This window comes from Aminobacter anthyllidis (genome assembly GCF_018555685.1).
GTDB classification, from domain to species: domain Bacteria; phylum Pseudomonadota; class Alphaproteobacteria; order Rhizobiales; family Rhizobiaceae; genus Aminobacter; species Aminobacter anthyllidis.
Genome location: NZ_JAFLWW010000002.1, coordinates 499,218 through 523,176 on the forward strand (window position 1 = coordinate 499,218; position 23,959 = coordinate 523,176).

The window sequence follows — 23,959 nt, forward strand, 5'->3', positions numbered from 1 at the left end:
CCGCGTTGCCGCGACCGCCTTGCATCAGAAACCGGAGAGATCAGTGGCCGTGGGCGATGGTGCCGCCAACCGAACCCCAGATGTAGATCGCGGCGAACAGGAACAGCCACACCACGTCGACGAAGTGCCAGTACCAAGCGGCCGCCTCGAAGCCGAAATGCTGCTTGGGGGTGAAGCTGCCGGCCATGGCGCGGAACAGGCACACCAGCAGGAAGATCGTGCCGACGATGACATGGAAGCCGTGGAAGCCGGTCGCCATGAAGAACGTCGCGCCGTAGATCGAGTCCTTGAAGGCGAACGGAGCGTGGATGTACTCGTAGGCCTGTACGAACGAGAACAGGATGCCGAGGCCGACAGTCAGCGCGAGGCCGTTGACCAGGCCCTTGCGGTCGTTGTGCAGCAGCGCATGGTGCGCCCAGGTCACCGCGGTGCCCGAAAGCAGCAGGATGATGGTGTTGTAGAGCGGCAGGTGGAAAGGATCGAGGATCTCAATGCCCTTCGGAGGCCAGACGCCGCCGGTGTACTCGGCGCGCATCACCTGGTGCACTTCGTTCGGGAACAGGGCAGCGTCGAAGAACGCCCAGAACCAGGCAACGAAGAACATCACTTCGGAGGCGATGAACATGATCATGCCGTAGCGCAAGTGCAGCGAGACGACGCGGGTATGATGGCCCTCGTTGCCTTCCTTGATCGTGTCCGACCACCAGCCGTACATCGTGTAGAGCACGATCAGCAGGCCGATCAGGAATATCCAGTAATTGGCGCCGGCCATGTTGTAGCCGAAGATCGGGAAGCTGCCGCCCTTGAGATGCTGCATCCAGGCGACGCCGCCGAATGCCATGATGAGCGCGCCCAGCGAGGCGAGGAACGGCCACGGGCTGGGATCGATGATGTGATAGTCGTGTTGTGGTTTCGCGTGCGCGTCTGCCATATCAGCCCCCGGCTTTTTCGTCGGAATTAACATTATTCGCTTCGCCGTCAACCTTGGGCGCGACAGCTACAGGCTTTTCCCCCGCAATGGGGAAGAAGGTATAGGACAAGGTGATCGTCTTGACGTCCTTCATTTCAGGCAAGTTGACGATTTCCGGATCAACGAAGAACACCACCGGCATGTCGAGCGTTTCGCCCGGCTTCAGCGTGGTATCGGTGAAGCAGAAGCATTCGACCTTGTTGAAGTATGCGCCGGCTATCTCAGGTGTGACGTTGAAAGTTGCACGACCCTGGGTAGGCGTATCGAAGGTATTCGTCGCCGTGTAGTGGATTTGCTTCGTCTCGCCGATCTTGATCTGAACGTCGCGCGCCACGGGCTGGAAGTCCCATGGCAGGCCGCCAGACACATTGGCGTCGAAGCGGACCGTGATCTCGCGATCGAGGATCTTGTCGGAATACTGCTCGACGCGCTGCGTCGTGCCGCCATAGCCGGTGATCTGGCAGAACATGGCATAGAGCGGCACCGCAGCGTAGGCCATGCCGACCATGCCGCCAACGAAGGCCACGCACATGCCCGCAACCATCCGGTTGGAGCTCTGCTTCTTCGGATCGACGGTCTGCGTTTGGTTGCTCATAGCGACCGATCCAGTATGGCCGGGCCGAACTTCGCGATCGTGGCGAGGTAGAAGATGATGACGAGCGCTGCCAGTGCCAGGCCAATGGCCACGTTGCGGCTGCGGCGAGCCTTCTTCTGCTTGTCGGTGAGCGTCACCAGATCATCGTTCGACATCATGCACCTCCAAGCGCAAACACACGCTCGATGACGCTGTCGGCCAGATAAGCCGCGAAGATCACGAACAGATAAAGCAGCGAATAGCCGAAGAGCGCCTTGGCCGGCTTCATGACCCGGTCGCTGTCGGGCATGCGCAACACCTTCCAGGCGTACCAGACGAAGCCAATGCCGAGCGCGAGCGAAACCACGCCGTAGCCGATGGTCGTGTAGCCGAGCAGCCAGGGTGCCACGCCAACCGGCGCGAGTAACAGCGAATAGGCAAAAATCTGGCGACGGGTGGACGCTTCACCCGCGACGTTCGGCATCATCGGGATACCGGCACGGGCATAGTCCTCCGACTTGAACAGCGCGAGTGCCCAGAAGTGCGGCGGCGTCCACAGGAAGGTGATGAGGAAGAGCACGACGCTCTCCAAGCTGACGGAGCCGGTGACGGCAGCCCAGCCGATCATCGGCGGCAGCGCACCTGCCGCGCCACCGATGACGATGTTCTGCGGCGTCCAGCGCTTGAGCCACATCGTATAGATGACAGCATAAAAGAAGATGGTGAAGGCGAGCAGCGCCGCGGACAGCCAGTTGACGAGGACGCCGAGCGTCATCACCGAAAGAACCGACAGCACCAGGCCGAAGGTCAGCGCCTCATGCGGGGTCACCTTGCCCGATGGCACAGGCCGGTTGACCGTGCGCGTCATGACCGCGTCGATATCGGCGTCGTACCACATGTTGAGCGCGCCCGAAGCGCCGGCGCCGATGGCGATCGCAAGGATCGCAACGACGGCGAGGAACGGGTTGATGCTGACAGGCGCGGCAACCATGCCGACAAAGGCCGTGAAGACGACCAGCGACATGACGCGCGGCTTCAGCAGGGCGAAGAAATCGCCCGCCGTCGCTTCCGACATGCGGATGGTTTGTTCTTCAAACCGGTTGTGGACAAGGGCCATGCGTACTTACGTCCAGTCGTTCCGTTTGGCCGAAACCGCCGGTCGTACCGGCGGCTTCGTTGTTCAGTCAGTGCCTTACTTGATCTTCGGCAGCTGTTCCCACTGGTGGAAGGGCGGCGGCGAAGGCAGCTGCCACTCGAGCGTGGTCGCACCATCGCCCCAGGGGTTGGCACCGGCGACGCGCTTCTTGGAGAAGGCTTCGAAGACACCGAACAGGAAGATCAGCACGCCAACGGCGGAGATGTAGGAGCCGTAGGACGAGACCATGTTCCAGCCGGCGAATGCATCGGGATAATCGATGTAGCGGCGCGGCATGCCGGCGAGGCCGAGGAAGTGCTGCGGGAAGAAGACCAGGTTCACGCCGACGAACGTCACCCAGAAGTGGGTGTTGGCGATCGCCGCCGAGTACATGTAGCCGGTCATCTTCGGGAACCAGTAGTACCAGGCCGCGAAGATCGCGAACACGGCACCCAGCGACAGCACGTAGTGGAAGTGCGCGACGACATAGTAGGTGTCGTGCAGCGAACGGTCGAGACCGGCGTTGGCCAGCTGCACGCCGGTGACGCCACCGACGGTGAACAGGAAGATGAAGCCGATCGCCCACAGCATCGGCGTCTTCATGGTAATCGAACCGCCCCACATGGTGGCGATCCACGAAAAGATCTTCACACCCGTCGGAACCGCGATGACCATCGTCGCGAACACGAAGTAGCGCTGCGTGTCGAGCGACAGGCCGGTGGTGTACATGTGGTGAGCCCACACGACGAAACCGACGGCACCGATGGCGACCATGGCGTAGGCCATGCCGAGGTAGCCGAAGATCGGCTTGCGCGAGAAGGTCGACACGATGTGGCTGACGATGCCGAAGCCCGGCAGGATCAGGATGTACACTTCCGGGTGACCGAAGAACCAGAACAGGTGCTGGAACAGGATCGGGTCACCGCCGCCTTCAGGCGCAAAGAAGGTCGTGCCGAAGTTACGGTCGGTCAGGAGCATGGTGATGCCGCCTGCCAGAACCGGCAGCGAAAGCAGCAGCAGGAAGGCGGTGATCAGCACCGACCAGGCAAACAGCGGCATCTTGTGCAGCGTCATGCCCGGAGCGCGCATGTTGAAGATGGTGGTGATGAAGTTGATCGCACCGAGGATCGACGAGGCGCCGGCGATGTGCAGCGACAGGATCGCAAGATCCATCGCAGGCCCGGGCTGACCCGAGGTCGACAGCGGCGGATAGATCGTCCAGCCGCCACCCACACCATGCGCACCGGGCGCGCTCGGCATGAAGGCCGAGATGACGAGCAGGATGAAGGCCGGCGGAAGCAGCCAGAACGAGATGTTGTTCATGCGCGGAAACGCCATGTCAGGCGCACCGATCATGATCGGCACCATCCAGTTGGCGAAGCCGCCGATCAGCGCGGGCATGACCATGAAGAAGATCATGACCAGGCCGTGCGCCGTGGTGAACGCGTTGAACATGCTCTTGCCGGCGTCGACCGCGGCATCGCCTTCAACGCCATAGACCATCGAGGCCAGGCCGTGGAAAATCTGGATACCCGGCTCAGCGAGTTCCCAGCGCATCATGACGGACAGGAAGCCGCCGACGCAGCCTGCCATGATCGCGAAGATCAGGTAGAGCGTTCCAATGTCTTTGTGGTTGGTCGAGTACACCCACCGAACCCAGCCCTTCGGCTTGTGGTCGTGATGGTCGTGAGCTGCAGCGCCTGCCATGTTCCGCTCCGTTCCCTGATCCCTATTCTACCGTGGCTCAGTTGCCAGCGGCCGCGACCTTGGCCGCACCATCCGTCTCGGCCATCAGTGCCTTGTTGGCACCCGGCAGGTCGGACTTCGCGGCAGCCAGCCACGTATTGTACTGTGCGTCAGTAACGACGCGGATTGCGATCGGCATGTAGGCGTGGTCCTTGCCGCAAAGCTCGGAGCACTGGCCATAGTAGAGGCCTTCCTTGTCCGCCTTGAACCAGATCTCGTTGATACGGCCTGGCACGGCATCGGTCTTTACGCCGAAGGCCGGCATGGCGAAGGCATGGATGACGTCGCTGGCGGTGACGAGCACGCGAACCAGCGTGCCGACCGAAACGACAACCTCGTTGTCGACGGCGAGAAGACGCGGATAGGCTCCCTTGTCTTCCTTGCCGGCGGCGGCACGATCGCCTTCGGCCAGCATGGCCGAGTTGAACGAAAGCGGCTCGGCATTCTGGTACTCGTAGTCCCAGTTCCACTGGTTGGCGGTCGCCTTGATCGTCAGCTTGGCCTCTTCCGGCGGCGAGTACTGCGCGGTGAGGAGCTGGAAGGACGGAATGGCCAGGAACAGCAGGATGACGACCGGACCAACTGTCCAGACGACCTCGATGAGCGTGTTGTGGCTGGTGCGCGAAGGCACCGGATTGGCGCTCGCGCGGAACCGCCAGATGCAATAGGCCAGCAGGAACAGCACGAAGAGCGTGATCGGGACGATGAACCACAGCGTGTAGTGCTCGAACCAGGTGATCTGTTCCATGATGCCGGTCGCGGCCGGCTGGAAAGTGGTTTGCCAAGGCGTCGGCTGTGCCGCATAGGCCGCGACGCTGGCAAGGGAAGCAGTCGCCGCGACGGCGCTAGCAAAGATCTTTCTCATCGCCCTCTGTATCTCCCATTTCCGTGCGGGCTTGGCCGCAAGGACATCGTGCCGCTCCGGGACGGGAATCCCAGAGACGTTCGGAGGTTCAAACCATACTCTCTTTATAACCGCAAGGAAGCAGAGGCCTAACCCGTGCGGCATTTTTGCGCGCAGGCACGGAGGCTGGCGCCGAGACGCGTTTGGCGTTAGTTGAAGAACGCGCAGGCGTGCGGGGCATTCACCCGCTTTGTGCTGCCATGCCTCGAAAAGGCGTCGCAATTCGGGCCAAATTGGCCTCGAATGTCTGGAAAACCTGAGATTGCAGGATGGCGAGAGCGCTGTCTTGTTATTTACTTGCTGCCTGCACGACCTGATAGTCGTGATTCGCAATGGAGCCGTTATGAAGTCTGGGCTTTTCAAAACCGTGGCGAAGATGCTGGTCGCCGCTGCCTGCGTGGTACCCATGCAAGCCGGCGCGCAGCAGAGCGGCACGGTCAAGTCCACTCATGGCGCGTGGTCGATCATCTGCGACACGCCGGCAGGCGCCACCAACGAACAATGCGTGATGATGCAGAACGTCATCGCCGAGGACCGCCCGGAGATGGGCCTTTCGGTGGTCATCCTGCGCACCGCCGACAACAAGGCCGAGATCCTGCGCGTGCTGGCGCCGCTCGGCGTGCTGTTGCCCAACGGCCTTGGCCTGAACGTCGACCAGAAGGACATCGGCCGCGCCTATTTCGTGCGCTGCTTCCAGGACGGCTGCTATGCCGAGGTGATCCTAGACAAGACGCTGCTCGACACGCTGAAGACTGGCAAGTCGGCGACCTTCATCGTCTTCCAGACGCCTGAGGAAGGCATCGGCATCCCGGTCGACCTCAACGGCTTCGGCGAAGGTTTCGCCGCGCTACCGTAATCCTTTGGCGCCGGAGACATTGTCCGGAGCCTCCGCGTCGCCTACATCGGGGTGAACACACTCACCTTGCACATGAGGCGACGCGCCATGACCAGCCTTCTCAGCCAGTTCGACATATCAGAAGAGCGCGTGCGCAAGATTGTCGCCGAGACGATCGAAGGCGCCGATGATGGTGAATTGTTCCTCGAATATAGCGAGGGCGAAGCGCTGATGTTCGACAATGGCCGGCTGAAGACGGCCAGTTTCAACACCGACCAGGGCTTTGGCCTGCGCTCCGTTGCCGGTGAGGCAACCGGCTATGCGCATTCGAGCGACCTGTCCGAACAGGCGCTGCTGCGCGCCTCAGATGCCGTCTCCGCGGTGAAGGGCGGCTATTCCGGTACACTCGCCGCCGCACCCGCTCGCACCAACACTCACCTCTATGGCGAGGAAAACCCGATTTCCTCGCCCTCGTTCGAGGCGAAGGCCAAGCTTCTGCAGGAAATCGACTCGTGGCTGCGCGACAAGGACCCGCGCGTCCGTCAGGTAACGGCATCGCTCTCCGCGTCGTGGCAGCATGTCGAGATCCTGCGCGGCGACGGTCAGGTCGTGCGCGACATCCGCCCGCTGGTGCGCATGAACGTTTCGGTGATCGTCGGTGACGGCGACCGCCAGGAAAGCGGCTCCTACGGTGCCGGCGGACGCAAGAGCTTTGACGAATTCCTGACCGACGACAGCTGGAAGAATGCCGCCAGCGAGGCATTGCGCCAGGCGCTGGTCAATCTCGAAGCCATCCCCGCCCCTGCCGGCACCTTCGACATCGTGCTGTCGTCCGGCTGGCCGGGTGTGATGTTGCATGAAGCCGTCGGCCACGGCCTCGAAGGCGACTTCAACCGCAAGAAGACGTCGGCCTTCGCTGGCTTGCTGGGCCAGCAGGTCGCAGCCAAGGGCGTCACCGTCGTTGACGACGGCACCATCGCCGAGCGCCGCGGCTCGCTCACCGTCGACGACGAAGGCACGCCCAGTGCCCGCAACGTGCTGATCGAGGACGGCAAGCTTGTCGGCTACATGCAGGACCGCCAGAACGCGCGCCTGATGGGCATGAAGGCCACCGGCAACGGTCGCCGCGAATCCTACGCACACCAGCCAATGCCGCGCATGACCAACACCTACATGACGGCAGGCGACATGGATCCGGCCGAGATCATCGCCTCGGTCAAGAACGGCATCTATGCCGTCTCCTTTGGCGGCGGACAGGTCGACATTACCTCGGGCAAGTTCGTCTTCGGCTGCACCGAGGCCTACATGATCGAGGACGGCAAGGTGACCCAGCCGATCAAGGGCGCGATGCTGATCGGCAACGGCCCGGACGCCATGCATCGCGTCACCATGGTCGGCAACGACATGAAGCTCGACAATGGCATCGGCATGTGCGGCAAGGCTGGCCAGGGTGTACCAGTGGGCGTCGGCCAGCCGCATCTCAGGATGAACCAGATGACGGTCGGTGGCACCAGAGTCTAGGTTTCGCAGGCACCGACGATCGAATGTCGATTTACCGCCCCACCTCGATCGTCGTGCTCACCGGCGCCGGCATCTCGGCCGAATCAGGCGTCGATACCTTTCGCGACAAGGACGGCATCTGGTCGAAGGTCGACTACCGCGACGTGGCGACGCCAGAAGGCTTCGCCAGTAACCCGGAGCTGGTTCATGAATTCTACAACCAGCGCCGGAGCGGACTTGCCGAGGTCGTGCCGAATGCCGCGCATGTGGCACTGGCCAGGCTCGAACGCACCTTCCAAGGCAAGTTCCTGCTCGTCACCCAGAATATCGACGACCTGCACGAGCGAGCCGGCTCGCAGCGGCTGATCCACATGCATGGCGAACTGACCAAGGCCCTGTGCGCCCATTGCGGCGCAAGGCGTCCCTGGCACAGTGCTATGTCGCGGACCTCGCGCTGCCCGTCGTGCCAGGAGATCGGCCAGCTACGGCCTGACGTGGTCTGGTTCGGCGAGATGCCCTACCTGATGGAGGAGATCGACGAGGCGCTGGCACATTGCGACCTCTTCGTCTCCATCGGCACCAGCGGCAATGTCTATCCCGCTGCCGGCTTCGTCGAGCAGGCGCGCCATGCCGGCGCCCGCACGATCGAACTCAATCTGGAACCGTCGGAAGGCTACGATCTCTTCGAGCAGGCCATCCACGGCCGCGCGACAGAAATCGTTCCCGAGTTCGTCGAGCATCTTCTGGCTGGCCGATAGACGCCTGACTGTCTCGGTCCGCCAGATAGCAGCGCCTTCACCGCCGCTTCTTTGGTTTCTCCAGCAGGGCTACCGCCTCGACATGATGCGACCAGAGAAACTGGTCGATCGGCGTCACGGCCTTCAACGTGTAGCCGCCGTCGATGAGGATGCGCAGGTCACGCGCCAGCGTCGCGGGATTGCACGACACGGCCGCAACGTAGGGTACGTCAGAGCGGGCGATCTGCTTGCACTGGTCCTCGGCGCCGGCACGCGGCGGGTCGAAGGCGATGCCGTCGAAAGCGTTCAGTTCCTTGAAGGTCAGCGGGCGCCGGTCGAGGTCGCGGCGCTCGACGGTGACGCGCTTCAGGCCATTGGCGAAACGGAAGCCACGGTCAAGCGCGGCAAGTGCCTGGCCATCGCCCTCCACCGCGTGGACCTCTGAATTGCCAGCCAGCCGCAGCGAGAAGGTACCGCTGCCCGAATAGAGGTCCGCCACCTTCTTGGCCTTGCGCAGGTGACCGGCAACAAGCGTTGCCATCGCCAGTTCGGCCTCGGCCACGGCCTGGACGAAAGCGCCCGGCGGTGGCGTCACCGTCGCTGCGCCAAAGGTCAGCATCGGCTTGACCGGTTCGACGATGATCTCGCCGTCGATGGAAAGCCTGGCAATCTTCGACTTGATGACGAAATCGGTCGCCGCGCGGCGGATCGCCTCGGTAGGCTTGCCGCAATCGGCGGCGGCGATATCAAAGCCAGACTCGGTCGCCGTGACCAGGAACCTGAACGGCTTCGAGGTGTTCGCGATGATACCGGCGAGATGCCTCAAGGTGCCGGCCGCCTCGACGATCGATGGCAGCAGCACCGGGCATTCCTCGATGTCGACGAGTGTGTGTGAAAACGCCTTGTTGTAACCGAGATGCAGCCCGGTCTCGGTGTTGCGCGCGGTAAAAGCCGCCCGGCGCCGGCTGTGCGGCGGGCAAGCAATCAGTTCGCCAACCGGGAAATCGATGCCCCTTGCCTTCAGCGCAAGGGCCACCAGCCCGCGCTTCCAGTCGCGATAGGCCAGGTCCTCAAGATGCTGGATGGCGCAGCCGCCGCATTCGGTGAAGTGGCGGCAGGTCGGCTCGACACGCTGCGGCGAAGACTCGATCACCGAAATCAGCTGGGCGCGGTCCTTTTCGCGCGCGGCGGTCACCGTTTCGCCGGGCAGCGCGAACGGAATGAAGATATGCCCGCCATTGGCATCGACGACGCCGTCGCCATGCGCGCCCAGCCGCGCAATCTCGAAACGAGTCGTCATTGGTCTTTCACTCCACCGAGCAGATATTCTAGGTTGCCGTCGCCGCCTTCGAGCGGCGACGGACAGATGCCGAGCGCGCGCCAGCCCGGAACGGAGTCGAGCCAAAGGCGCAGTTCTTCAGCCATGCGCGGGCCGTCTTCAGAATTCTTGAGCAGGCCGCCCTTGCCGATCGCCTCGCGGCCGGCTTCGAACTGCGGCTTGACCAGAAAGACGCCCTTGGTGCCCGGCGCTGCCAGATCGAGTGCATTGGGCAAGGCCAGGCGCAGCGAGATGAAGCTGACATCCGAGACCAGGAAATCTGGCGTCCGTCCGCCAAGATCGTCTGATGTCAGGTTGCGGGCGTTGAGCCCTTCCAGGCAAGTCACGCGCGGGTCGGCCCGCAACCTGCCGACCAGCTGGCCGTGGCCGACATCGATCGCCACGACATGCGCCGCGCCACGTTCAAGCAGAACCTGCGTGAAGCCGCCAGTCGACGCGCCGATGTCGAGCGCGTGGCTGCCAGCAGGATCGAAGCCGAAATGGTCGAGGCCCGCAATCAGCTTGAGGGCTGCGCGCGATACGTAAGCCTGCGCCGGATCGTCGACAGCGATCGCGACGCTGGCCGCAACGGTTTGCCCGGGCTTCTTCGCCGGTTGGCCGTCAACGGTCACGGCACCACGCGCCACAGCGTCGCGAGCCCGCGAGCGGCTGGCAAAGAAACCGCGGCTGACGAGCAATTCGTCGAGCCGCAGGCTGGTCCCAGAGCGCTGCGCGTCCGGTTGGACGCGCAAAGGCGCTCCAGCTTCTTGAATCTGCGCATCGTGCTTTCCGAAAATCGATTTTGATTTTCGGGCCGATGCGCGGGCTTGCCTTGATATTTCCATGGCTTTCAATGGCGAATGCGCGCCTGCAAGGCAAGCGCTCACTCAAAGGCTCAGGCGCGGGCGGCTTGGGCCGGCTTGCCGAGCGCTGCGAAGACGGTGCGCACGATGCCGCTCGAATCGAGGCCGGCGTCGATGTACATCTTGTCGGGATTGGCATGGTCGACGAAGCTGTCGGGCAACGTCAGCGGGCGCACCTTGAGGCCGTTGTCGAGCAGGCCGTTGCGGGCGAGGAAGTCGAGCACCTGGCTGGAGAAGCCACCGACCGAACCTTCCTCGACCATGACCAGCACCTCGTGCGAGCGGGCCAGGCGGCGGATCAGGTCCGCGTCGAGCGGCTTGGCGAAGCGCGCGTCGGCGACAGTGGTCGACAGGCCCGCAGCACCGAGTTCCTCGGCGGCGAGCAGGCAATCCTTGAGGCGGGTGCCGAACGACAACAGCGCCACCTTGGTGCCTTCCTTGACGATCCGGCCCTTGCCGATCTCCAGCACCTGCCCGCGCTCGGGCATGTCGACACCAACGCCATTGCCCCGGGGATAGCGGAAGGAGATCGGGCCCTCGTCGAACTCGGCGGCCGTACGCACCATGTGGCGCAATTCGGCCTCGTCGGCGGCGGCCATGACGACGAAGTCCGGCAGCGAGGCGAGATAGGCGGTGTCGAAGGCGCCGCAATGGGTCGGCCCGTCGGCGCCGACGAAGCCGGCGCGGTCGATGGGGAAGCGCACTGGCAGCTTCTGGATCGCCACGTCGTGCACGACCTGGTCGTAGGCGCGCTGCAGAAAGGTCGAGTAGATCGCCACGAACGGCTTGAAGCCCTCGGTCGCGAGGCCCGCCGCGAAAGTCACAGCATGCTGCTCGGCAATCGCCACATCGAAGGTTCGCGACGGAAATGCCTGGCCGAACAGGTCGAGGCCGGTGCCCGAAGGCATCGCGGCGGTAACGGCGATGATCCTGTCGTCCTCGCGCGCTTCCTGGATCAGGCTCTCGGCGAAGACCCTGGTGTAGGCCGGCGCATTGGCCGGAGCCTTGGCCTGCGCGCCGGTGATAACGTCGAACTTGTTGACGCCGTGATACTTGTCGGCGGCGGCTTCGGCGGGCGCGTAACCCTTGCCCTTCTGGGTGACCACATGGATCAGCACCGGCCCGGTGCCGTTATCGCGGACATTCTTCAGCACCGGAATCAAATGCTCGAGATTGTGTCCGTCGATTGGGCCGATGTGGAAGAAGCCCATCTCCTCGAACAGCGTGCCACCTGTCACAAAGCCGCGCGCATGCTCGACGGCGCGGGTGATCGCCCGGTCGACGCGGCGGCCGAGATAGGAGGTCAGCTTCTTGCCGAGTTCGCGCACGCCGGCATAGGTGCGGCCCGAGGCGAGGCGCGCCAGATAGGCGCTCATCGCGCCCGCCGGCGGGGCGATCGACATGTCGTTGTCGTTGAGGATGACGATCAGCCGCGCATCGAGAGCGCCGGCATTGTTCATCGCCTCGTAGGCCATGCCGGCCGACATCGCGCCGTCACCGATGACCGAGATGACATGGTTCTTGCCGCCCTGGAGATCGCGTGCAACCGCCATGCCGAGACCGGCGGAGATCGACGTCGACGAATGCGCGGTGCCGAACGGGTCGTATTCGCTCTCGCCGCGCTTGGTGAAGCCCGAGAGACCACCCTCCTGGCGCAGCGTGCGCATGCGGTCGCGGCGGCCGGTCAGGATCTTGTGCGGGTAGGCCTGGTGGCCGACATCCCAGATAATGCGGTCGTCTGGCGTGTCGAAGACGTAATGCAACGCCACCGTCAGCTCGACGACGCCGAGGCCCGCGCCAAGATGGCCGCCGGTCTGCGACACCACGTCGATCAGTTCGGCGCGCAATTCGCTGGCGAGCTGCGGCAGCTGGGCTTCGTCCAGCGCGCGGAGGTCGGCCGGCAGGCTGACCTTGTCGAGCAATGGCGTTTGGGGTTTCGCGTTCATCAATCCGCACCAGTTGAACTTCGGCAGATACGGCCACGGGCTTTGAAAGTAAATGCGTGGAGGTGCCGCGCCTCAGCCCTCGGGCAGCGGGATGAACTCCTCCTCGTCGCCAGGAACGATCTCGAAGCGGCCGGTCTTCCATTCGTTTTTGGCCTGCTCGATGCGCTCCTTGGAAGACGAAACGAAGTTCCACCAGATGTAGCGCTTCGATCCAAGCGAGGCGCCACCAAACAGCATGAAATGCGCGCCGGCTTCAGACGACACGACGATCTCGTCGCCGGGCTTGAACACCAGAAGCCGCTCTATCGGGAAGCGATCGCCAAGGATGTCGATTTCGCCGCCAAGCGTGTAGATGGCGCGCTCTTCGGCATCGGCCGGAATCTTGATCCTGGCGCCGGGCGCGAGCGAAATGTCGGCGTAGAGCGTATCCGAAGCCGCTCGCACCGGCGAACGCAAGCCCTTGAAATCGCCGATGATGAGGCGACCGCTGACACCGTCGGCGGCAAATTCGGGCAGATCGGCGCTGGCCGTATTCTCAAACAGCGGCGCCACCTCTTCCTTGCCATCGGGCAGCGCCAGCCAGGTCTGCAGCCCGGACACCGACATCGGCGCGCCGCGCAGCTCTTCAGGCGTGCGCTCGGAATGCACGATGCCCCGGCCCGCCGTCATCAGGTTCACGTCGCCGGGCGCGATGACCATCTCGGTGCCGAGCGAATCCCGGTGTCGTATCTTGCCGTCGAACAGGTAGGTGACCGTCGCAAGGCCTATATGCGGGTGCGGACGCACGTCGAGCGCATGGCCGGCACGCAGGATCGCCGGGCCCATCCGGTCGAAGAAGATGAACGGCCCGACAAGCCGGCGTTTCGCCGTCGGCAATGCCCGGCGCACCTGGAAGCCGTCGATGTCCTTGGCGTTGGGGATGACCATCAACTCCAGCTGGTCGCAGGAAAAGGCATCGCCTGGCGTCGGATCTTCGGCTGGAAAGAAGCTCATGGTTGCATCCTGGAGTGATTGGAACGCAGTCGTCCGCGCTCAGGCAAATCTCAGCGCCGAGCGTGCCTTCGCCTTGACGGCCTCTTCCTCGCGGTTGCGCGGGTGCTGGTGCGTTTCCATCGAATGCAGCAATTCGTGCGCCGCTTCGGCGATACTGTCCACCGCGCGGTTGAACGCTTCTTCGTTTTTCTTGGAGGGTTTTGTCGATCCGCTCAGCTTGCGGACGAACTGAAGTGCTGCGTCGCGGATCTCGTCATGCGTCGCCGGCGGATCGAAGTTGAACAATGTCTTGATGTTGCGGCACATCGCCTGCTCCACGGGTTTTCACCATCCCATAACTGGGCGCAACGTGCGGCGAGGTCAAGCCGTTCGGCCGCCAGGATGCCTGGGCATCATCCAAAGACCAAGGTGCCGGCGCCGACGAGCAAGGCGCCGTAGGTGCCGACCATGCCAGGGGCGCTCAACGGCGTCCTGCCCGTCATGATCCCGGCGAAATGAAGGCTCCGACCGGCAATGAGCAGACCGGCGATTGTCCACAGCATCGCCACCGGTGCCTGGCGGTATTCCGCCAGTCCGAGAAGAATGAGGACGAGCGGCACATATTCGATGAAGTTGCCCTGGGCGCGTATCCGCCGCATCAGGACGACATCCTCGCTGTAACCCATCTTAACCCCGACCTTCTTGCGTCGCAGGCTCACAGCAATACTCAAGGCGACCAGGGCCACAGCCGCGAGCGCGGCAATCGTCGATGTGATCGGCAGCATGGCTTTGTTCTCCCAACTGAACCTTGCCCAGTCAGCTAATCATTTCTTACTTGCATTTTGCAAGTTAAAAATCCACATTGCCGCCATGACCCAGTTCCGCTCCGGCTGCCCCATCGCCTCGGCACTCGACATCATCGGCGACAAGTGGTCGCTCGTCATCATTCGTTCGATGGTGGTGGGGGCGACGAGCTATTCGGATTTGCTGTCGACGCCGGAGAAAATCTCGACCAACATTTTGGCCGAAAGGCTGCGCCGGCTTGAGGATGCCGGCCTCATCCGGCAGTCCCAGCCACGCCAGGGCTCGATCCGTGGCGCCTACGCGCTGACCACCAAGGGTGCAGCGCTCATCCCTGTCGTGCAGGAACTCGCCCGCTGGGGCGAAACCCAGATACCGGATCGCTGGACGCCGCCGGAACGTTTCTACGCGGCGCGGCCCAGCGATTTTGCAGCCCGCGACAGCTATCCCGCCGCGGACTGACTCCCACATCGATCACTCGCCGTCGAGCGGTTCCGTACCCATCGGCTTGCCGTCACGCGACAGCCGGATCTTTTCGACCTTGTCTTCGGCCGCCTTCAACAGGCGGTCGCAATGCGCCTTCAGCGCCTCGCCACGCTCATAGATCTTGATCGACTGGTCGAGCGGCACGTCGCCGCGTTCGAGATCGTCGACGATCTTCTCCAGTGCGGCCAGCGCCTGCTCGAAGCTCATCGCCTTGATTTCGTCATTGGGCTCAGCGGCCATGGTTCATCCTTTCATCAGGCGAGAAACGTGGGCGGCCACGGAAAAGGCCAGCCCGTGGAGGTCATAGCCGCCTTCGAGCAGGCTGACGAGGCGGTTTGACGAATGCCGCGCGGCACTGTCCATCAATTGCCCGGTCGCCCAGTCGAAATCGGCTTCGGTCAGGTTGATCTCGGCCAACGGGTCGCGGTGATGCGCGTCGAAGCCGGCCGAAATGATGATCAGGTCAGGAGCGAAGCTGTCGAGCGCCGGCAGCACGCGCGAGCGGAACGCCTCGCGGAAATGGTCGCTGCCGGTATCCGGCGCAAGCGGCGCGTTGACGATGTTGCCGACACCCGTTTCGCTTTTCGCACCCGTGCCGGGAAACAGCGGCATCTGGTGCGTCGAGCAGTAGAGCACCGACGGGTCGTCCCAGAAGATGTCCTGGGTGCCATTGCCGTGGTGGACGTCCCAGTCGACGATCGCCACCCGCTCGGCGCCGTGCGTTCGCTGGGCGTGACGTGCTGCGATCGCCGCATTGTTGAACAGGCAAAAGCCCATCGCCGTCGTCTTTTCGGCATGATGCCCGGGCGGGCGCGAGGCGACGAAGACATTATCGGCCTTGCCGGCGAAGACATCGTCGACGGCGGCATTGGCGGCACCGATGGCAGTGAGTGCCGCCTGCCAGCTTTTCGGGCTCAGCGTGGTGTCGCCATCAATCCTGGCCAGCCCTGCCTCTGGCACCTGCCGGCGAACGCTTTCAACAAAACTCTCGGGGTGCGCATAGAGAATCGTGCGCTCGTCACCCATCGGCGCTTCGGCGCGATCGAGCATTTCGAAGGCCTCGTCGTCGAGCGCGCGTTCGATGGCGCGCAGCCTGTCGGGCCGCTCTGGATGCCCAGGCGTCGTCAGGTGTTCGAGGTAGATCGGATGCGTGTAGAGCCGCGTGGTCATCGCCGCACCTTATCAGCAATGGCCGGCCAGACCACGCATAGCTGTCAAAGCCCTGGGGAAAACGGCAGCCTGGTCATGAACGAAGCCAATGACTGGTTCGGCATAGAGCCGAGGACCGCAGCACCCGGTAAAGGTCAGCTGGCGGGCTTGCGTGCCACAAGCAGGCCTTCCATCAGCGCGCGAAACGCCTTCACCGCCTTTATAGACGTTGCGCCGGGGTCGTCGGAATTGGCGATCCATTGGGCAGCATAGAGCGAGGCGCCGCTGATCAGCCGCGCCATGGCTTCCGGATCGATGTCGCGGACAACGCCCTCGACCTTCAACGCGACGAGGTTCGCGGTGATGGCTGAAATACAGGCGTTGGCGTTGGGCCATTGCGCCGGATCGCCGAGCACCGCCGGACCATCGCGCAGGACGATGCGCTGGATTTCCGACTCGAGCGCCATTTCAATGTAAGCGATGTTCTCGTCGAGAAAGCCTTGCCAACGCGTCTCTGCCTTGGCCGAGATCTCATTGAGGCGCGCCAACATCTCCTGGTCGATCTGGGCGAGCACAGCCTCGAACAGCCCCTTCTTGTCGCCAAAATGGTGATACAGCGCGCCGCGCGTCAACCCGGCCTCGGCGGTGAAATCGTCCATCGACGCGTTCGCGTACCCCGTCGTCGCAAATGCCCGGCGCGCGGCCGCGATGAGCTTGGCGCGCGTTTCGGCAATCATCTCACTCCGGGGTTTGTGTGCCGGCTTCATCGCTTTTCCTTGCCACACCGCAACTCACATACGGCGCGTATATTTTTCTCACCATGGCGTCCATGGTAATTGACATACGCCTCGTATGCAATTACCTCAATGACATACGCCACGTATGTAAGTGGCGCATCCTCAAGTTTCCAGGAGTGCTTCGATGCACAATCCGTATGGTGAAATCTTCAGAGTCCCCGGAGCCAAGGGCTTCGCAGCAGCAGCCTTCATCGCCCGCTTGCCAATCGCCATGGCCCCTATCGGTATCGTTGCGATGCTGTCGCAGACGCACGGTGAATATTGGCTGGCCGGCGCAGTCTCGGCCACCTTCGCCTTGACCAATGCCTTTGCCGCCCCGCAGATATCTCGCAGGATCGATCGGTTCGGCCAGGCTGCCGTGGCTGTCCCCGCCACGATCATCTCCGTCATCGCCTTTGTCATATTGCTCATCGCAACCCGCTACGACTGGCCGGCCTGGACGCTGTTCGTCTCGGCTTTCCTGGCGGCGGCCATGCCAAGCGTGCCAGCCATGGTCCGGGCGCGCTGGACCGAAATCTTCCGCGACCGACCAGAACTCAACACTGCCTTCGCCTTTGAATCGGTCGCCGACGAATTGGTCTATGTTGCCGGCGCCTCGATTTCCGTCGGCCTGAGTGTAGCCTTTTTTCCGGAAGCGGGAATGCTGGCCAGCACGCTGTTCCTTGCCCTTGGCATGATTGCCTTCATCCTGCAGCGGTCCAGCGAACCCAAGGTCAGGACGCCGGAACTTGCAAGCGGTGGCTCGGCGATCATGTTGCGACCCGTTCAGATCATAACGTTGGCGCTCATCTTCGTCGGTGCGATCTTCGCCACCGCCGAGATAAGCGCCGTCGCGATCACCAAGGAGCTCGGCCAGCCGACCGCCGCCAGCCTCGTCATCGGCGTCTATGCCGCCGGTTCGCTTGTCGTCGGCCTGATCGTCGGAGCGTTGAACCTCAAGGCACCGAAGCAGCGCCTGCTCGCCATCTCGATCGCCATCGTTGCGCTGACCACGTTGCCCTTGCTGGTCGCCGACACGGTGCCGCTTCTTGCGCTCGCCATTTTCGTCAGCGGCGTTGCGATCTCTCCCACCTTCATCATGGCCTTCGGCCTGATCGAGCGGCGGGTGCCGGAAGCGATGCTGACCGAAGGCATCACCTGGGTGATGACCGGTATCGGCATCGGCATGGCGCTAGGTGCCTTCGTGGCAGGCTGGGTGGTCGACAATTTCGGCGCACAGAACGGTTTCTGGGTGTCGGTGGCCGCAGGCGCGATCTCCTTCCTGGTCGTCCTTCTCGGTCAGAAAGCACTTGCCGGCGAGGACGAAGTCGAGTTGCCGCAAGCAGCACCACAAGCGGCGGAGTGAGGCAACACACACCAGTCAAAACCTCTCCCGTCTGTGCCAACGAGCCGCCTCTTCAGGCGGCTCGACTATATATGAAATTTCAGATATCTCCCCTCCCGGTGAATCCAATGCGTAATCCGTACAACGAAATCTTCAAGGCGCCCGGCGCCAAGGCGTTCTCCGCCACCGGCTTCATCGCGCGGCTGCCGCTCGCGATGATCACGCTCGGCATCGTCACGATGCTGTCGGAAACCCACGGCGAGTATTGGCTTGCGGGCGCGGTAGCGGCGACATTTGCGTTTTCCAACGCGCTGATCGCCCCTCAGGTGTCGCGCCTAGTCGACCGCTACGGCCAGCGCCGCATCCTCATTCCCGGCACCATCGTCGCCGTTGCGGCGCTGAGCAGCCTGATGCTCGCAACCCGCTACGGCGCGCCAAACTGGGCCCTGTTCATGTTTGCCGTCCTCGGCGGCACCATGCCGAGCATGAGCGCTTTCGTGCGCGCACGCTGGACCGAGATCTATCGCGGCTCGCCGAAGCTGCACACCGCCTTTGCCTTCGAATCCGTCGTCGACGAGGTCATCTTCATGACCGGTCCGATCGTTGCCATCGGCCTCAGCGTCGGCCTGTTTCCAGAAGCAGGCCCGCTTGTCGCCACGACGCTTCTTGCCGTCGGCAATTTCCTCTTCGCGGCGCAGAAGTCGACGGAGCCGCCGGTCCACGCCCAGGACAAATCAGGCGGCAAGTCGGTCATCTGGCTCGGCTCGATGCAGATCCTGGTGCTGACGCTGATCGCCATCGGCGCCATCTTCGGCACCGCGGAGGTAACCGCGGTTGCCTTCGCCGAAGCCCAGGGCAACAAGGCCTCGGCAGGCTTTGCACTGTCGGCCTATGCCGCCGGCTCGCTCATCGCCGGCCTTGCCTTCGGCGCACTGAAGCTCAAGCTTGCCTTGCCGCGCCAGTTGCTCCTGGCGATCGCCTTGGCGGCACTCACCACCTTCCCGCTGATGATCGTAGGCAGCATCCCGACGCTGGCGGTGGTGCTGTTCGTCGCCGGCGTCGCCGTCTCGCCGACAATCATCATCTCGATGGCGCTGGTGGAAAAGATCGTTCCGTCGTCCAAGCTCACCGAGGGCATGACCTGGGCGATCACCGGCATCGGCATCGGCATGGCTGTGGGGTCTTCGGCATCGGGCTGGTTCATCGACAACTTCGGCCCGACCAGCGGCTTCTTCGTCTCGATGCTCGCCGGCTTCCTCGCCTTGTTGGTCACCCTTGTCGGACAAGGCACCTTCCGGCGTTCGACATCGAGCCTCGTTCCGGCTCCTGCCGAGTAGAACGATCCGAATAGAGCGATCAAGGCACGGCACGCGAAAGCGGGCCGTGCCGATTGCGTTCAGACGTTCCTGGCAGACCCGTCCCAGCGCGACGCCTCGCCCGAACCGAAGGCCTTTTCCTTGAGCTCGCGAAACTTCGACGACGCCTCTTCCAGCTTCCGATCCCATTCCGGATTGGGCACCTGGCCTTCGATGACCTTGAAATAGACCTGCATCAGCGAGGCGACGGCAAAGGGTTCGATCAGTGCCGATTTGAACGCCCAGGCAAAGACGATCGCCAGAACGAAAGCCCAGCCGCCCAGCTCACCCGGCATGAAGTAGAGAATGGCCCCGGCCGGCGCGAGCATGAACAGGAAGATGAACAGCGACACGACCCAGACAACCAAGGACAGCCAGACCGCGTTCTTGACCATGGTCTTGCCGTTCTGGGCGTAGAGCACGACGCCCTGCCGCGCGCTCTGCCATGGCGAGGTGCTGCCGATGCGGATGTTGTAGCCGAGGATGATCTCGTCGACATAGGTCAGCGACATGCGGACGATGGTGTTGAGGAACCGCACCAGGCCGTCGAGGCCGGGGATCGGCAGGAAGGCGGCAATGCCGCCGATCAGCCCAGTGATCGTCCGGATCACGCCCTTCACCAGCTGATCGAGGATGAAGAGCAAGCTCGCCTCGGTGAAGCGTTCGGTGACGATTTCGCGCGCGTAGGAAATCTGGTTCTGGCCGCCTGGAATCTCGCGCCCGTCGATCAGGTGGACCATGACGGCAATGTGCCCGGCCTTGACGATGTAGAGAATGTATTCGCGGATCCAGTAGACCGCGACCGACACCACGCCGAAGCCGGCGATGCCGCCCCATAGCGCGAACGAAACCGGGCCGTCAGGGTCCGTTGCGATATGACCGACGCCGTAGCCGACGCCGGCGCCCGCGCCCATCGCCACGATGTAGGCGAGCGTGATGCCGAAATAGACGACCATGCGCAGCACGATGAACGGCCAGGTGCGTGCCATGATCGCCAGGCTCTGGCCTATGCTGAAATCCCACATACCCGACTCCCCCCTAAGAGATGGACAGGAGGATGCGCCGCAGCCAGCGTATGTCAATCACCCCGGAGGCGGGTCAATCACCCCCGTTGTTCGGAGCCGAAATCAGCGGATTTCGGTCTTGGCGATGCGGATGCCGAAGCCCTCTAGGCCGACATAGTGGCGCTCGCGCGAGGCAATCAGGTTGATCGACGAGATGCCAAGATCCTTGAGTATCTGCGCGCCGAGGCCGATCTGGCGCCATTCGTCCTCGCGGCGGCGCGCTTCTTCGTGATCCTCGCGCTCCGCTATCGGGCGGTTGCGGCCGAGATTGGACACGCCGACCGAGCCCTCGCGGAGATAGACGATGACGCCGCGCTTGCCCTCGCCGAAGGTCTTCATGATGTCGTCGAGGCGGTTGCTGGTACCAAACACGTCGGTCACAACGTCCTCGGTGTGCAGACGTACTGGCACTTCCTCACCGTCGCGGATGTCGCCGAAGACGATGGCGAGGTGATGCATGACATCCCAGGGCAACGTGTAGGTGATGGCCTTCGCCTTGCCGGCCGGGGTTTCGATGTCGAAGCTATCGATGCGCTGGATCAGCGTTTCCTGGCGCTGGCGATAGGCGATGAGATCGGCGACCGAAACCTGCAGAAGGCTATTCTTCTCGGCGAAGGCCGCAACCTGCGGGCCGCGCATGACGGTGCCGTCGTCGTTCACCAGCTCCGAAATCACGCCGACCGGCGGCAGGCCGGCAAGCTTGCACAGGTCGACAGCGGCTTCGGTATGGCCCGAGCGCATCAGAACGCCGCCCTCGCGGGCGATCAGCGGGAAAATGTGGCCGGGGCGAACGAAATCCGAGCCGCCGACATTGGGATTGGCGAGATTGCGCACTGTCAGCGTGCGGTCGTCGGCCGAGATGCCGGTCGAGGTGCCGTGCTTGAAGTCGACGCTGACGGTAAAGGCGGTGGTGTGGGCGGAATCATTGTCGGCGACCATTGGCGCAAGGTTGAGCCGCCTGGCGTCTTCCTTCAGCATCGGCGTGCAGACGATGCCCGAAGTATGCCGCACGATGAAGGCCATCTTCTCGGCCGTGCAGTGGACCGCGGCAACGATCAGGTCGCCCTCGTTCTCGCGCCCGTCATCGTCCATGACGACCACGATCTCGCCGCGCTCGAAGGCGCGCAGCGCTTCGACAACTTTCTTCTGATCGTAGGGCATGGCGTACTCGCTTGGCTCGTTTTGGCGAATAGGGAATAGAGACTAGCGAATAGAGGGAAACGGCACTATTCGCTACTCGCTATTCGCTCATCTTCCCGTCTGTCCGCGATGGCGGAGATAATGGTCGGCGATCGCGCAGGCAACCATCGCCTCGCCGATAGGAACCGCACGGATGCCGACGCACGGATCGTGGCGGCCCTTGGTCATCACATCGACGTCCTTGCCGTCCTTGTCGATCGACTTGCGCGGCGTCAGGATGGAGGAAGTCGGCTTGACGGCAAAACGGGCAATCACGTCCTGTCCGGTCGAGATGCCGCCCAATATGCCGCCGGCATTGTTGGACAGGAATATTGGCTGACCGTCATTGCCCATGCGCATCTCGTCGGCATTCTCTTCGCCCGATATGCGCGCGGCCTCGAAGCCGTTGCCGATCTCGACGCCCTTGACGGCGTTGATCGACATCAGGTTGGAGGCGATGTCCTGGTCGAGCTTGGCATAGATCGGCGCGCCAAGGCCTGCCGGCACGCCCTCGGCTACGATCTCGATCACGGCGCCGACCGACGAGCCCGACTTGCGGATGCCGTCGAGATAATCGGCAAAGACCTGGACCGAACCGGCATCAGGCGTGAAGAACGGATTTTCGGCGCTGCCGATGAAGTCCCAGTCCCAGTTGGCGCGGTCGATCGACTTCACGCCCATCGACACCAGCGCGCCACGCACCACCAGTCCCGGGACGATCTTGCGGGCAATGGCGCCGGCAGCGACACGCGACGCCGTCTCGCGCGCCGACGAACGGCCGCCGCCGCGATGGTCGCGCAGCCCGTATTTGACGTCATAGGCGTAGTCAGCATGGCCCGGGCGATATTGCCGCGCGATCTCGCCATAATCCTTGGAGCGCTGGTCGACATTCTCAATCATCATCGAGATCGGTGTACCAGTCGAAATCAGGGTCTCACCGTCCTCGTCCGTGATGACGCCCGAAAGCACCTTGACCTCGTCGGGCTCGCGGCGCTGGGTGACGAAGCGCGACTGGCCCGGCTTGCGCTTGTCGAGCTCGTCCTGGATGTCTTTCAGCGTGAAGCGGATACCGGGCGGGCAACCGTCGACAACGCAGCCAAGCGCCGGCCCATGGCTCTCACCCCAGGTGGTGACGCGAAACAGATGGCCGAAGGTGTTGTGCGACATGCGAAGAGCCCTTTCCGGGGTATGGGCGCGTTCTAGCGCATGACCTCGAAAAGTAAAATTCCTTTTCGGACAGGATCGTTCGCCGATCCAGGATCATCGGGGCCTTTGCAGCTTTCAATCGGACGCCGTGCGCTCAATTTGCCGTTTTAGCAGTGGTCAAACCGTGATCGGAGCCGATTTAGTTTTGACACATTCGGTTGGTTTCTGCTTCCTTCCAACCGCTCGTTAAACATTTTTGCCTCGCCCTTGCGGGGCGCAGAAAAAAGAGGACGACAATGCGTACCCTTATTGGCGCCGTTGCCGCCGTGCTCATGATGTCAGGCGCTGCGCTGGCCGCCGAGGCCGAAGGTCAGGTCAAGTCCGTCGACAAGGACAAGGCAACCATCACGCTCTCCAACGGCAAGTCATACAAGCTGCCGGGCGAATTCGATGTCGACAACATCAAGCCGGGCATGGAAATCCTGCTGGCCTACGACGTGGTCGAAGGCGAGAACCTGATCACCGACATGGAACTGCCGCAGTAAAACGAAAATCCCCGGCCACTAGAGCCAGTCGAGGCGGCCGTTTTCCACTCTCAGCACGCGGTCTTGGGGTATCTCCAGGGCCGCGGCTTTGTTTTTGGGCAGGTCTTCGACAAGCCTCGAGATGGCGCGCAAGACGCCACCATGGGTAACGCAGACCGTCGGCCGGGTCACCTCGACGAGCCAGGGCCGGATGCGGCAGGTGAGCATCTCGTAGCTCTCCGCGCCTTCGCCCGGCGGCACGAACTCCCACTTGTCCTTCAGCCGCGTGTCGCCAGCACCGGGTTCGTGCATCTCGAGCTCGGCGTAGGTAAAACCCTGCCAGTCGCCGAAGTTCACTTCGACAAGGCGCGGATCGGTCCGATAGGCCATGGGATCGAGCCCCATCGCCACGCGCAAGCGTTCCATCGTCTCGCGGGTGCGCCGCATCGGGCTCGCCACGAAGTCGAAAACATCCGGATCAACAACGAGCCCAGCTAGCCGGCGACCGTTGCGGTCGGCCTGTTCGCGCCCCACCGCATCGATGTCGATGTCGGCCTGCCCCTGCAGGCGCTGCTCGGCGTTCCATGGCGTCTGGCCATGGCGCACGAAATAGATGAGCGGGGTCATGGCCAAG

At 63.0% G+C, this 23,959-nt stretch carries 26 protein-coding genes; 7 read left to right on the top strand and 19 right to left on the bottom strand.

Translation table 11 applies throughout. The annotated features are described in order from the left end of the window. Nucleotides 1-40: 40 nt before the first annotated feature. The 6 genes from J1C56_RS07505 to coxB all read right to left on the bottom strand — a co-directional run bounded on the left by J1C56_RS07505 (nucleotide 41) and on the right by coxB (nucleotide 5,290). On the bottom strand, nucleotides 41-931 hold the full coding sequence (locus J1C56_RS07505) for a cytochrome c oxidase subunit 3 (protein WP_214387526.1): 891 nt from the start codon (nucleotides 929-931) through the stop codon (nucleotides 41-43). Between the two features lies 1 nt (nucleotide 932). Further along, nucleotides 933-1,565: a cytochrome c oxidase assembly protein gene (locus J1C56_RS07510; protein ID WP_214387528.1), complete on the bottom strand. Its 633-nt coding sequence runs from the start codon at nucleotides 1,563-1,565 to the stop codon at nucleotides 933-935. Then, nucleotides 1,562-1,720, bottom strand: a complete 159-nt coding sequence (locus tag J1C56_RS07515; RefSeq protein WP_214387530.1) for a hypothetical protein — start codon at nucleotides 1,718-1,720, stop codon at nucleotides 1,562-1,564. Before J1C56_RS07515 ends, J1C56_RS07510 begins: the two co-directional genes overlap by 4 nt. Beyond that, nucleotides 1,720-2,661, bottom strand: coding sequence for a heme o synthase (locus tag J1C56_RS07520; RefSeq protein ID WP_214387532.1), 942 nt, complete (start codon nucleotides 2,659-2,661; stop codon nucleotides 1,720-1,722). Before J1C56_RS07520 ends, J1C56_RS07515 begins: the two co-directional genes overlap by 1 nt. A 75-nt stretch (nucleotides 2,662-2,736) precedes the next feature. Beyond that, nucleotides 2,737-4,386: a cytochrome c oxidase subunit I gene (gene ctaD / locus J1C56_RS07525; protein WP_214387534.1), complete on the bottom strand. Its 1,650-nt coding sequence runs from the start codon at nucleotides 4,384-4,386 to the stop codon at nucleotides 2,737-2,739. Between the two features lie 37 nt (nucleotides 4,387-4,423). Next, nucleotides 4,424-5,290, bottom strand: coding sequence for a cytochrome c oxidase subunit II (coxB, locus tag J1C56_RS07530; RefSeq protein WP_214387536.1), 867 nt, complete (start codon nucleotides 5,288-5,290; stop codon nucleotides 4,424-4,426). Between the two features lie 415 nt (nucleotides 5,291-5,705). Here coxB and J1C56_RS07535 point away from each other — a divergent pair, with 415 nt between their 5' ends. The 3 genes from J1C56_RS07535 to J1C56_RS07545 all read left to right on the top strand — a co-directional run bounded on the left by J1C56_RS07535 (nucleotide 5,706) and on the right by J1C56_RS07545 (nucleotide 8,422). Continuing rightward, nucleotides 5,706-6,185 (top strand): invasion associated locus B family protein, encoded by a 480-nt coding sequence (locus tag J1C56_RS07535; RefSeq protein WP_245432147.1) that lies wholly within the window; start codon nucleotides 5,706-5,708, stop codon nucleotides 6,183-6,185. A gap of 87 nt (nucleotides 6,186-6,272) precedes the next feature. Then, nucleotides 6,273-7,685, top strand: coding sequence for a metalloprotease TldD (tldD, locus tag J1C56_RS07540; RefSeq protein ID WP_214387538.1), 1,413 nt, complete (start codon nucleotides 6,273-6,275; stop codon nucleotides 7,683-7,685). Between the two features lie 23 nt (nucleotides 7,686-7,708). Next, complete coding sequence (locus tag J1C56_RS07545) at nucleotides 7,709-8,422, top strand: NAD-dependent deacylase (RefSeq protein ID WP_214387540.1); 714 nt, start codon at nucleotides 7,709-7,711, stop codon at nucleotides 8,420-8,422. A 37-nt stretch (nucleotides 8,423-8,459) separates the two neighbouring features. Here J1C56_RS07545 and J1C56_RS07550 read toward each other — a convergent pair whose 3' ends face one another. From J1C56_RS07550 to J1C56_RS07575, 6 genes are all read right to left on the bottom strand, one after another. Then, nucleotides 8,460-9,701 carry a class I SAM-dependent RNA methyltransferase gene (locus J1C56_RS07550; protein ID WP_214387542.1) on the bottom strand — a complete coding sequence of 414 codons (1,242 nt, stop codon included), beginning with the start codon at nucleotides 9,699-9,701 and terminating at the stop codon, nucleotides 8,460-8,462. Further along, nucleotides 9,698-10,471 carry a TlyA family RNA methyltransferase gene (locus J1C56_RS07555; protein WP_246591207.1) on the bottom strand — a complete coding sequence of 258 codons (774 nt, stop codon included), beginning with the start codon at nucleotides 10,469-10,471 and terminating at the stop codon, nucleotides 9,698-9,700. The genes J1C56_RS07550 and J1C56_RS07555 overlap by 4 nt, the downstream gene beginning before the upstream one ends. A 143-nt stretch (nucleotides 10,472-10,614) precedes the next feature. After that, nucleotides 10,615-12,528: a 1-deoxy-D-xylulose-5-phosphate synthase gene (gene dxs / locus J1C56_RS07560; RefSeq protein WP_214387544.1), complete on the bottom strand. Its 1,914-nt coding sequence runs from the start codon at nucleotides 12,526-12,528 to the stop codon at nucleotides 10,615-10,617. 72 nt (nucleotides 12,529-12,600) lie between these two features. Then, complete coding sequence (locus J1C56_RS07565) at nucleotides 12,601-13,521, bottom strand: pirin family protein (RefSeq protein WP_214387546.1); 921 nt, start codon at nucleotides 13,519-13,521, stop codon at nucleotides 12,601-12,603. A gap of 39 nt (nucleotides 13,522-13,560) precedes the next feature. Beyond that, complete coding sequence (locus J1C56_RS07570) at nucleotides 13,561-13,827, bottom strand: DUF2277 domain-containing protein (protein WP_214387548.1); 267 nt, start codon at nucleotides 13,825-13,827, stop codon at nucleotides 13,561-13,563. Between the two features lie 86 nt (nucleotides 13,828-13,913). Further along, the gene (locus J1C56_RS07575; RefSeq protein ID WP_214387550.1) at nucleotides 13,914-14,285 is read right to left on the bottom strand and encodes an MAPEG family protein; all 372 of its coding nucleotides are present in this window, start codon (nucleotides 14,283-14,285) and stop codon (nucleotides 13,914-13,916) included. An 85-nt stretch (nucleotides 14,286-14,370) separates the two neighbouring features. Between J1C56_RS07575 and J1C56_RS07580 the strand changes: the two genes are divergently transcribed. Beyond that, entirely contained in the window at nucleotides 14,371-14,763 is a 393-nt protein-coding gene (locus tag J1C56_RS07580) for a winged helix-turn-helix transcriptional regulator (RefSeq protein WP_214387552.1), read from the top strand. Nucleotides 14,764-14,775: 12 nt separating this feature from the next. Here the strand turns inward: J1C56_RS07580 and J1C56_RS07585 are convergent, their stop codons facing one another. From J1C56_RS07585 to J1C56_RS07595, 3 genes are all read right to left on the bottom strand, one after another. Continuing rightward, nucleotides 14,776-15,027, bottom strand: coding sequence for an exodeoxyribonuclease VII small subunit (locus J1C56_RS07585; protein WP_184769434.1), 252 nt, complete (start codon nucleotides 15,025-15,027; stop codon nucleotides 14,776-14,778). A gap of 3 nt (nucleotides 15,028-15,030) precedes the next feature. After that, on the bottom strand, nucleotides 15,031-15,957 hold the full coding sequence (locus tag J1C56_RS07590; RefSeq protein ID WP_214387554.1) for a histone deacetylase family protein: 927 nt from the start codon (nucleotides 15,955-15,957) through the stop codon (nucleotides 15,031-15,033). 134 nt (nucleotides 15,958-16,091) lie between these two features. After that, entirely contained in the window at nucleotides 16,092-16,703 is a 612-nt protein-coding gene (locus J1C56_RS07595; protein ID WP_246591208.1) for a TetR/AcrR family transcriptional regulator, read from the bottom strand. 154 nt (nucleotides 16,704-16,857) lie between these two features. Here J1C56_RS07595 and J1C56_RS07600 point away from each other — a divergent pair, with 154 nt between their 5' ends. Together J1C56_RS07600 and J1C56_RS07605 are read left to right on the top strand one after the other, a co-directional pair. Continuing rightward, nucleotides 16,858-18,078, top strand: coding sequence for an MFS transporter (locus J1C56_RS07600; RefSeq protein WP_214387556.1), 1,221 nt, complete (start codon nucleotides 16,858-16,860; stop codon nucleotides 18,076-18,078). Nucleotides 18,079-18,185: 107 nt separating this feature from the next. After that, entirely contained in the window at nucleotides 18,186-19,394 is a 1,209-nt protein-coding gene (locus tag J1C56_RS07605; RefSeq protein WP_214387557.1) for an MFS transporter, read from the top strand. Nucleotides 19,395-19,453: 59 nt separating this feature from the next. On the opposite strand, the gene J1C56_RS07610 is transcribed toward J1C56_RS07605, so the two are convergent. From J1C56_RS07610 to aroC, 3 genes are all read right to left on the bottom strand, one after another. Beyond that, nucleotides 19,454-20,437, bottom strand: coding sequence for a hypothetical protein (locus J1C56_RS07610; protein ID WP_214387559.1), 984 nt, complete (start codon nucleotides 20,435-20,437; stop codon nucleotides 19,454-19,456). Nucleotides 20,438-20,539: 102 nt separating this feature from the next. Then, nucleotides 20,540-21,637 carry a 3,4-dihydroxy-2-butanone-4-phosphate synthase gene (gene ribB / locus J1C56_RS07615; RefSeq protein WP_214387561.1) on the bottom strand — a complete coding sequence of 366 codons (1,098 nt, stop codon included), beginning with the start codon at nucleotides 21,635-21,637 and terminating at the stop codon, nucleotides 20,540-20,542. An 87-nt stretch (nucleotides 21,638-21,724) separates the two neighbouring features. Continuing rightward, complete coding sequence (aroC, locus tag J1C56_RS07620; RefSeq protein WP_214387563.1) at nucleotides 21,725-22,822, bottom strand: chorismate synthase; 1,098 nt, start codon at nucleotides 22,820-22,822, stop codon at nucleotides 21,725-21,727. 275 nt (nucleotides 22,823-23,097) lie between these two features. Here aroC and J1C56_RS07625 point away from each other — a divergent pair, with 275 nt between their 5' ends. Next, complete coding sequence (locus J1C56_RS07625; protein ID WP_214387566.1) at nucleotides 23,098-23,346, top strand: DUF1344 domain-containing protein; 249 nt, start codon at nucleotides 23,098-23,100, stop codon at nucleotides 23,344-23,346. Nucleotides 23,347-23,364: 18 nt separating this feature from the next. On the opposite strand, the gene J1C56_RS07630 is transcribed toward J1C56_RS07625, so the two are convergent. Further along, on the bottom strand, nucleotides 23,365-23,952 hold the full coding sequence (locus tag J1C56_RS07630) for a histidine phosphatase family protein (RefSeq protein WP_214387568.1): 588 nt from the start codon (nucleotides 23,950-23,952) through the stop codon (nucleotides 23,365-23,367). Nucleotides 23,953-23,959: the final 7 nt, after the last annotated feature.

Bases quoted from the DNA above. Each gene is read 5' to 3' on its own strand.
- J1C56_RS07550 (WP_214387542.1), bottom strand. From the start codon at position 9,701: ATGACGACTCGTTTCGAGATTGCGCGGCTGGGCGCGCATGGCGACGGC.
- J1C56_RS07505 (WP_214387526.1), bottom strand. From the start codon at position 931: ATGGCAGACGCGCACGCGAAACCACAACACGACTATCACATCATCGAT.
- J1C56_RS07535 (WP_245432147.1), top strand. From the start codon at position 5,706: ATGCTGGTCGCCGCTGCCTGCGTGGTACCCATGCAAGCCGGCGCGCAG.
- dxs (WP_214387544.1), bottom strand. From the start codon at position 12,528: ATGAACGCGAAACCCCAAACGCCATTGCTCGACAAGGTCAGCCTGCCG.
- J1C56_RS07510 (WP_214387528.1), bottom strand. From the start codon at position 1,565: ATGAGCAACCAAACGCAGACCGTCGATCCGAAGAAGCAGAGCTCCAAC.
- J1C56_RS07515 (WP_214387530.1), bottom strand. From the start codon at position 1,720: ATGTCGAACGATGATCTGGTGACGCTCACCGACAAGCAGAAGAAGGCT.
- J1C56_RS07595 (WP_246591208.1), bottom strand. From the start codon at position 16,703: ATGAAGCCGGCACACAAACCCCGGAGTGAGATGATTGCCGAAACGCGC.
- coxB (WP_214387536.1), bottom strand. From the start codon at position 5,290: ATGAGAAAGATCTTTGCTAGCGCCGTCGCGGCGACTGCTTCCCTTGCC.
- J1C56_RS07600 (WP_214387556.1), top strand. From the start codon at position 16,858: ATGCACAATCCGTATGGTGAAATCTTCAGAGTCCCCGGAGCCAAGGGC.
- J1C56_RS07610 (WP_214387559.1), bottom strand. From the start codon at position 20,437: ATGTGGGATTTCAGCATAGGCCAGAGCCTGGCGATCATGGCACGCACC.
- J1C56_RS07545 (WP_214387540.1), top strand. From the start codon at position 7,709: ATGTCGATTTACCGCCCCACCTCGATCGTCGTGCTCACCGGCGCCGGC.
- J1C56_RS07625 (WP_214387566.1), top strand. From the start codon at position 23,098: ATGCGTACCCTTATTGGCGCCGTTGCCGCCGTGCTCATGATGTCAGGC.
- J1C56_RS07630 (WP_214387568.1), bottom strand. From the start codon at position 23,952: ATGACCCCGCTCATCTATTTCGTGCGCCATGGCCAGACGCCATGGAAC.
- J1C56_RS07590 (WP_214387554.1), bottom strand. From the start codon at position 15,957: ATGACCACGCGGCTCTACACGCATCCGATCTACCTCGAACACCTGACG.
- J1C56_RS07605 (WP_214387557.1), top strand. From the start codon at position 18,186: ATGCGTAATCCGTACAACGAAATCTTCAAGGCGCCCGGCGCCAAGGCG.
- ribB (WP_214387561.1), bottom strand. From the start codon at position 21,637: ATGCCCTACGATCAGAAGAAAGTTGTCGAAGCGCTGCGCGCCTTCGAG.
- J1C56_RS07565 (WP_214387546.1), bottom strand. From the start codon at position 13,521: ATGAGCTTCTTTCCAGCCGAAGATCCGACGCCAGGCGATGCCTTTTCC.
- J1C56_RS07520 (WP_214387532.1), bottom strand. From the start codon at position 2,661: ATGGCCCTTGTCCACAACCGGTTTGAAGAACAAACCATCCGCATGTCG.
- J1C56_RS07580 (WP_214387552.1), top strand. From the start codon at position 14,371: ATGACCCAGTTCCGCTCCGGCTGCCCCATCGCCTCGGCACTCGACATC.
- ctaD (WP_214387534.1), bottom strand. From the start codon at position 4,386: ATGGCAGGCGCTGCAGCTCACGACCATCACGACCACAAGCCGAAGGGC.
- J1C56_RS07585 (WP_184769434.1), bottom strand. From the start codon at position 15,027: ATGGCCGCTGAGCCCAATGACGAAATCAAGGCGATGAGCTTCGAGCAG.
- J1C56_RS07575 (WP_214387550.1), bottom strand. From the start codon at position 14,285: ATGCTGCCGATCACATCGACGATTGCCGCGCTCGCGGCTGTGGCCCTG.
- tldD (WP_214387538.1), top strand. From the start codon at position 6,273: ATGACCAGCCTTCTCAGCCAGTTCGACATATCAGAAGAGCGCGTGCGC.
- aroC (WP_214387563.1), bottom strand. From the start codon at position 22,822: ATGTCGCACAACACCTTCGGCCATCTGTTTCGCGTCACCACCTGGGGT.
- J1C56_RS07570 (WP_214387548.1), bottom strand. From the start codon at position 13,827: ATGTGCCGCAACATCAAGACATTGTTCAACTTCGATCCGCCGGCGACG.